General features: G+C 65.9%; 2 protein-coding genes and 1 pseudogene. 2 read left to right on the forward strand and 1 reads right to left on the reverse strand.

Annotated features, from left to right (window positions below):
* Nucleotides 1-59 precede the first annotated feature (59 nt).
* A complete protein-coding gene (locus E1288_RS45615; RefSeq protein ID WP_235884289.1) occupies nt 60-890 on the reverse strand; it encodes a reverse transcriptase N-terminal domain-containing protein in 831 nt (276 codons plus the stop codon).
* 632 nt (nt 891-1,522) lie between these two features.
* Between E1288_RS45615 and E1288_RS45620 the strand changes: the two are divergent.
* Nucleotides 1,523-1,798 (forward strand): annotated as a pseudogene (locus E1288_RS45620) (transposase); the annotation flags it as partial.
* 217 nt (nt 1,799-2,015) lie between these two features.
* Nucleotides 2,016-7,276: WXG100-like domain-containing protein (locus E1288_RS45625; protein WP_132495491.1), on the forward strand; the 5,261-nt coding region annotated here is incomplete at its 3' end.

The raw sequence follows: 7,276 nt of genomic DNA on the forward strand, positions 1-7,276 counted from the left end.
CTGCCGTTACCAGCAACGCACGTCGGGGCGAGGACCGATCAACGGACACTGACCGGGGATTACACCATCGACAGCATCGAACCTCCCTTGGTGCATCCACTCACAACCGTGCGACCTCGCGTCGCACCCCCGCCCTGCGGAGCGCCCTCTTCGGTCGGGGCGAAGCGGCCACGATCGATGACACCGGCTTTGAGCCACCCGGCGATCATTCCCCTCGCGGGAAACATACCGAGTTGCGCTAGCAGGTGATCATGGTCGATGTGGTCGAACGCCGCCGCCACGTCCGCGTCCAGAATCCAGGCTCGTTTCGCACGTTTCCCTTTGGTCACCGCGAAAACCGCCTCGATCGCGTCATGGCAGCCACGGCCGGGCCGGAATCCATAGGATCGCGACTCGAACCGTGCTTCCCACTCAGGCTCCAGAGCGTTGGCCACCCGAGCCTGCAAGGCCCGGTCGGCCATCACTGGAATGCCCAGTGGTCGCTGTTTCCCGTTCGCCTTGGGAATGAACACTCGCTTGACCGCACGGGCCGTCCAGGACTGCGCATGCTGCTGCACCCAGTCGACCAGTTCGGCCTTCTGCTGCGGCAGCAACGCTGTCTTGCTGTCGATCCCGGCGGTCTTGCGTCCAGCGTTGAGCTGCGCGACCCGCCGCACGCTGACCAGCGTGTTGGAGCGGGACCGCAGCATCAGTTTCTGCAGATTCCTGACCTTGGCCAGGTCTCCTGCCTGCGACGCCGTGAAGATCCGTTGCCGCAAACGCTTTACGTTGCTCTCGGCTGCGTCCCAATCGACTTGGGACCAGTCGACAAGCTCGTCCTCCGGTCCGTTCATCCCGCCCTGACCGGGCACGATGTCTAACTTGTCCATCGGTTCCAGCGTTGTCGTCATCAGCCTCTCCACAGGCTCACCCGACCCGCGTCAGCCCCCTTTCGGGTCCAGCACAAGCTGGTATCCGGCCAGTTATACGCAGCCACCAGCGGGAGAACCGGCACTTCGCTGCGCTTTCCTGCTGCCTTTCGGCCGCCGGCATTCGCTTCTCGGGTCATCCTTCGCCCGCTGAGGAACTCAGCCTTCCTCACGGTCGGCCTACCGGACGATTCCGGACCTCAACGGGGTTGTCACGTTCCGCACGAGCAAGTTGCGATCGGATTGGGCGCCCTCTTCAACCCCGGGACGGCGGTGCTCTCCTGGCCTCATCGCCCCCTTGGCCAGCGCCTGCCGCTTCCCAGCGGCCAGTCCTGCTCACCCCGCTACCGCATTCCATCTGCAGGGCTCAACGATGACGAGGCGTCAACGAGGGTTCACTTACGTTCGCCCGCCCGATCTTCTCCTCACCTGTGGTCCCCGGATGGAACGAGGACCACTTGGGCTTGAACCCCGGGCTTCGCACCCCACGGTTACCCGCGACGCACGCCAGGGCGGAGACAGGTCATCGAGCACTGACCCGGGATCACACCATCGACATTAGCCGACCTCCCTTGGCTGTCCACTTACATCGTGCGACCTCGTGTCGCACGGCAGAGTTCGTTCCCTTCCTGGATTACGATATCGAGATCAGGAAAATGATCTGCTCGACCAACGCGATCGAGTCGCTGAATGCCCGCTACCGACGCGCTGTGCGGGCACGCGGGCACTTCCCGACCGAACAGGCCGCCATGAAATGCCTGTATCTTGTGACCCGCAGCCTGGACCCCACCGGGGCAGGCCGCGCCCGATGGACGATGCGCTGGAAGTCCGTGATCAACGCCTTCGCCATCACATTCAGTGACCGCTGGCCGGCCGCTGAAACCTACTAACCGAACACGCCGGAAACACCGTTTCTGCTACAGCCCCTTGGTGTGGGCGAGCAGGTTTGGGTTCACGTTAGTCTTGTTTCGGGTTGGATGTGTTGTGTGGCCTGGTTGCGCTTGGTTTGATGTTGTTTTGAACTGTTCTGTGCCCGCGCCTTCGTTCAGCTTGTGATCGCGCTGTTGTGGTTGTGGGTGGGGTCGAGTGTGGGATCGGGGCTGACTGGTGGATATCGAGTTTGATCCGTCGTTGGATGGGTTGTGGATTCTGCTGGTGGGGCAGAAGGCTCCGCGGGTTGATGTGTCGGCGGTGCGTGCGTTGGCGGAGGACTGGCGTGAGAGTGCTGTGACGCTGGAGGGGATGGGGCATTCTCTGGGGTCGTTGGGGGTGGTGGCGGAGCGGAGTATTGGTGGTGGTGCTGGTCGTGCGTTCCGTAATCGTGTTGATGAGCTGGTCGCTGCGGCGTTGCAGTTGGTGGGTCTGGCCGGGCAGTTGTCGGGTGCTTTGGTTGATCTTGCGTTGGACGTGGAGCTGACCGTTTATGCGATGCTGATCGAGATCATATCTTTCAGTTTGTCGATCGCCTGGGCGCTGGCCAGTCCGTTCACGGCGCCGTTGGTTCCCTCGATTTTCACCTCTTTTCGTATCGCCGCGTCCCGCATCCTGGGGAAGCTGCATTGGTCGCTGCGGCTGCTCAACGACGCGGTCATGGAGGGTGTCCAGGAAGTCATGCAGGGCGCGGTGGCGCAGATCATCCAGATTATCGAGGGTAACCGTCGCGAGTGGGACAAGCAGAGCACGCTGATCGAGTTCGTCGCGGGTGGCGCGGCGGGCGGTGTGATGGGCGGCATGCATATGGGCATGCGGAAGTGGATGCCGCGGGTTGAGGACTCGGCGTTGTTCCACGGGTTCACCGAGGCGGCGGCGGAGACGGTGGTCGGCGCGGGTGCGGCGGGGATCCTGGGCGGCAGTATGGATGATCTGTGGACCGGTGCGGTGGGTGGTGCGTTCACCGGCATGGTCGACAAGGGTGTTTCCAGTGCCGGTGAGAAGATCGATGACCTGGTCAACGGTGCGGGCGTGGTGAACGGCCCGGGCATCCCCACCATCGACATGCCCGATGTTCCGGTGGTGCCGGTGAGCGACAAGCCCGGCCTCGGCGATCCGGATTCCGGCTATGACACCGACACCGGCGGCCAATTCGGTGACACCGGCGGCGGGTCCGGTGATGCGGACTCGGGATACGGCAGCGACACCGACTCCGCGCCTGCCGGCAGCGGCGTTTCTGCCCATGGCCCGGCCAGCATCAGCCCACTGACCACCACCGCTGCCGTGGCAGCAGCGGGTGCGGGTATGGGTGTGGGGGCCGGTGGTGTGCTCGGTCAGGGTGGTGGGCCGAACCCCGCCCCCGCTGCAGCGGGCACCCCGCCACCGGGAACACCTCTGCCCACACCGGGCGCGATGAACTCAGCCACCGACACAGCCGTGTCGGACACTCCACCGACTGCGGATGCTCCGGCGGCCGGTGTCGCCAATCCGGTCGCCGGGGTTCCCACGCCTGGCGCGTCATCGCCCACTGTTGACGGGCCGCCTGCCGTGGACACTCCGGCTCCGGCCGTCGATGTGCCCACGGCTGGACAGCACCCGGTCACATCCGCTGTCCCCGTCGGCAACACCGAATCCGATGTGCCCCGAACCGCGCCACACACCGGCATTCCACACACGGAACTGCCCGAGACCGGTGTACCGCAGGCCGGCCCAACCGCAGCGGTGACCGGTGTACCGCAGGCCGGCTCGGCTTCGGGCGGCTCGGCATCGGGCGGCTCGGCATCGACCGGAACACCCTCGCTCACGCGCCCGCAGGGCAGCCCGGCGGCCGTGCCCGGCATGCCACCGACGATGGCGGTGGGCTCTCCCGTGCCGGACACGGCGACCACGCACGCGGGGCGGAACAGCACCGATCAGTTCCAGGACACCGGGCCCGCCGTTGCGCACGAGGCGCCGCGGCCGGGCGAACTCGACACCGGGGTCACGCAACCGGCGGCACTGCTCCGGTGGCCGGAAGAACCGGACAGTGACCTGCTCGCACACGTGCAGTCGGCGATGCGGAAGATCCGCCGGCACGGCACCGAACCCGACAAGAACCCCACAGTCACGGCACAAGACGCACACCACGCATACGCCCAGTGGCGCCACACCCGGAACACAGACCCGAAATGGACCCACCGTTCGGTACCCAGAAATGTCCCGAGCCTGGCCGAGGAAGTCGCCTGGATCGAAGCACACCCACACAACGGCCAGCACCGGCCACCTGTCCCAGGCCTGCCCGGCGGCGCACCCGCACCCACCAACCCCACCACGTCAACACCCTCTGGCAGCCAAGCCCACACCAGCAACCAGAACAGCAACGCGCCGACCACCCAGACCACGCAGGACGAGTCCCTCACAGTGCCCGCCGAGGTAGAGAACCAGATCATCCAGTGGCGTCCGCTTCCGGAAAACGAAGGCCCGCAGACGCTGAAGGACTTCCTGGACACCCTTCCCTTGGGCAACGGCCAACACCTACCCCTCACCCGTGACGTGGGCAACCACCTTGATCCCGTCACGCAGAACCTCGTGTGGCAATGGGCACAAGGCCTGCACAGACAGATGAGCGCCATCGGGGTGGAGAGACTGTCCGGCCGCCTGATCAGCGAGCGCTCTGTGTCCAAGTTGTGGCTGCCGATGTCGCTGTCTGTGGAGGTGCCCGCCGAGATACAGAACGAGATCATCCAGTGGCGTCCGGGAAACAAAGACGAAGGCGGCCCGCAGACACTGAAGGAATTCCTGGACACCCTCGACTTGGGCAACGGCCAACAACAACTAGCCCTCACCACCGACAGCCGACATCGCCTTAAAGATGAGGTCACGCAGAAGCTCGTAGAGCGATGGGCACAGGGCTTGCACGGACAGGAAAGCGCCAGCGGGGTGGTGACGCTGTCCGGCGGCCTGGTAAAGGACCCCCGCACTGTGTCCAGGTGGTGGCGGCCGGTGTCGCTGTCTGTGGAGGTGCCGGCCGAGGTACAGACGAGCGGTGAGGTGGTCGGTGACGGCGGCTCGCTGCTGTTGCCGGGCCTGGTGTCACATGCTGCTGGTGTCGCTCAGGCCGGACTGCCGGATGCCGTGCGTGAGGGAGACTTTCTTGTCCTTGATGTGGACAAGACGAAGTTGCACGACCTGGACCGGAGGCGTGTTGTGGAGTATGGGAGGCAGTTGGGCGAAGTGATCGCGGGGCTGGTTGCCGGGCTGGGGCCGGAGGTGGAGTTGCCGGACATCCGGATCACGGTTCGGACGAATGTCAAAGGTAATAGGAGGCCGAATCCGCCGCTTGGGTCGCTGCCGGGCGCGTTGCAGCCGACGGTGAAGGAGCGGACGCAGAGCTGCATCAGAGGCTTTCTGGACCAGGGGATGAAGCAGCGGCCGTCGCGTGGTGAGGGTGAGAACGGGGCCGATAGGGACGGTGAGCGCGGCGTCAGTGACGAACTCGCGGCCGTCCTGGAACGTCTGCCGGTGACCTGGTCTTGGGGCAAGCCTAAAAGGAAACGCGGCGAGCATCCCAGCTTCCCGCTCGTGCCCCGGTTCGACATCTGGTCTGACGGTGGCCTGTCGGGCCGGACCGCGGAGGACTATCGCAACGCCCGTTGGCTGACCGTCGGTTTTCTCCGCGGCAATGCCCATCGTCTGTCGGCCGCTGATGAGCAGCGGCTGTTGTGGCGGCTGGAGGGCTTCGTCGGCCGGTTTGTGGCGAGTCCGCCTGATGCGCGTCCCACACTGAACGTCGCGATTGGGAAGAACTCGCAGGGCCGTGAGGAGTGGGGCGGGCAACTACGGGACCGTGCGCTGAAGGAGGTATATGAGGGGCTTCGCCCGCGGTACGGGTTGCCCTCGTTCGCCGAGCTGCGCGAACACGTGCTGATCAGCTCCCAGCCCGAAGCCAGGAACGAGCTGCGGCTCATCGAGACCTCTGCTCCAGCACCGGCTGGCAGCCGGCCGGGCACCGGTGGCCATGCCGACACCGGCATGTCCACCTGGTCACCGCAGGACACCCACACCACTGGAGGACCCGCTTCCGGCCATGCCGGTATGGGTGAGGGCGACGTAGCGGGGGGTGGTGTGCTGCTTCCGGTCGAGCAGGATGAGCAGGTGGTGGGTGGCGCCGCTCCGTGGGGCGTGGACGCTCTCATCGGCCGTTCGGTGCCGGGTGTTGTGGGTGCACAGCCCAGCGAAGAGACCGACGGCGGCTCGCTGTTCGCGGGCTCGACACCGTCGGGGTTGATCGGGTCCGACGCCGGCTCTGACGGTCTGCCCGAACCGGACGTCGACGACACCGACGAGGCACAGCCGGGCGTTTCACGGTCTGGTAGCCGGCTGGGCATCGGTGACCACGCTGATACCGGTGTGCACGAAGATACGGGACAGGGCGCGGCCGCTGCTGTCGTCGAGTCAGGCGCTACCACGGACACCGGCCCCGGCACCAGAGCGCAACGCAAACGCCGGGCTTCTTCCGGCAGTGACCAGCAGCCGCTCGAGCCACCGGCGAAACGGGTACGGCCGGACTCCGCCACGGCGGCCGGTGAGGCCGGTGAGGTGAATCCCGTTGCCACTGCGGGGAGGTTGGAACAAGACGGTCCCTTCCCCGATGAGGTGATGCCGGAGCACTCCGCAGCCGACCCGAATGCGGCGGACTTCGACCTGACCGGCCTCGACCTCGACCTGACCAACGAGTACCTGACCGGCTTCGACCTGACCAACGAGTACCCGACCGGCTTCGGCCCGACCAACGAGTACCCGACCGGCCTCGGCCTGACCGACTTCAACCAGACCGACGGGAACCTGACCGGCTTCGGCCTGACCAACGAGTACCTGACCGGCCTCGGCCCGACTTACGTGAACCCGACCGACTTCAACCCGACCCACGAGGACCTGCCCCACGAGTACCAAAACGGTGTCGCAGATGCTGACCTGTTTGAGGCTTGGGCTGACCTGTTCGAGACTTGGGACGAAACCGCCGAAGATGCGTCTTTCCCGGCCCCGGGATGGAACGCGACTCGCCACGCGGTGCCCTGGTCCAACGACCATGGCGACCAGGTTGGCGTGTCGTTTCCCGCGTACCCGCCGGTGGCAGCCAGCCCGGACACGCAGGTGTGGCCGTTGTCCACCAGGTTCGGTGACCAGACCGGCGTGCTCTCCTCGCCCGGACCACCCATCAATCCGGAGCCGACAGGCTGGCCGCTGGTCGACGGCAGCGGCCAACAGGCCGGGGCCGCGTTCCCCACGAACACCCCACCGCCACCCACCGAAAAACCACTGCCCAACGAAACCGCCGTTGCGCACGAGGCGCCGCGGCCGGGCGAACTCGACACCGGGGTCACGCAACCGGCGGCACTGCTCCGGTGGCCGGAAGAACCGGACAGTGACCTGCTCGCACACGTGCAGTCGGCGATGCG

The sequence above is a fragment of the Saccharopolyspora elongata genome, from assembly GCF_004348985.1.
GTDB lineage: Bacteria > Actinomycetota > Actinomycetes > Mycobacteriales > Pseudonocardiaceae > Saccharopolyspora > Saccharopolyspora elongata.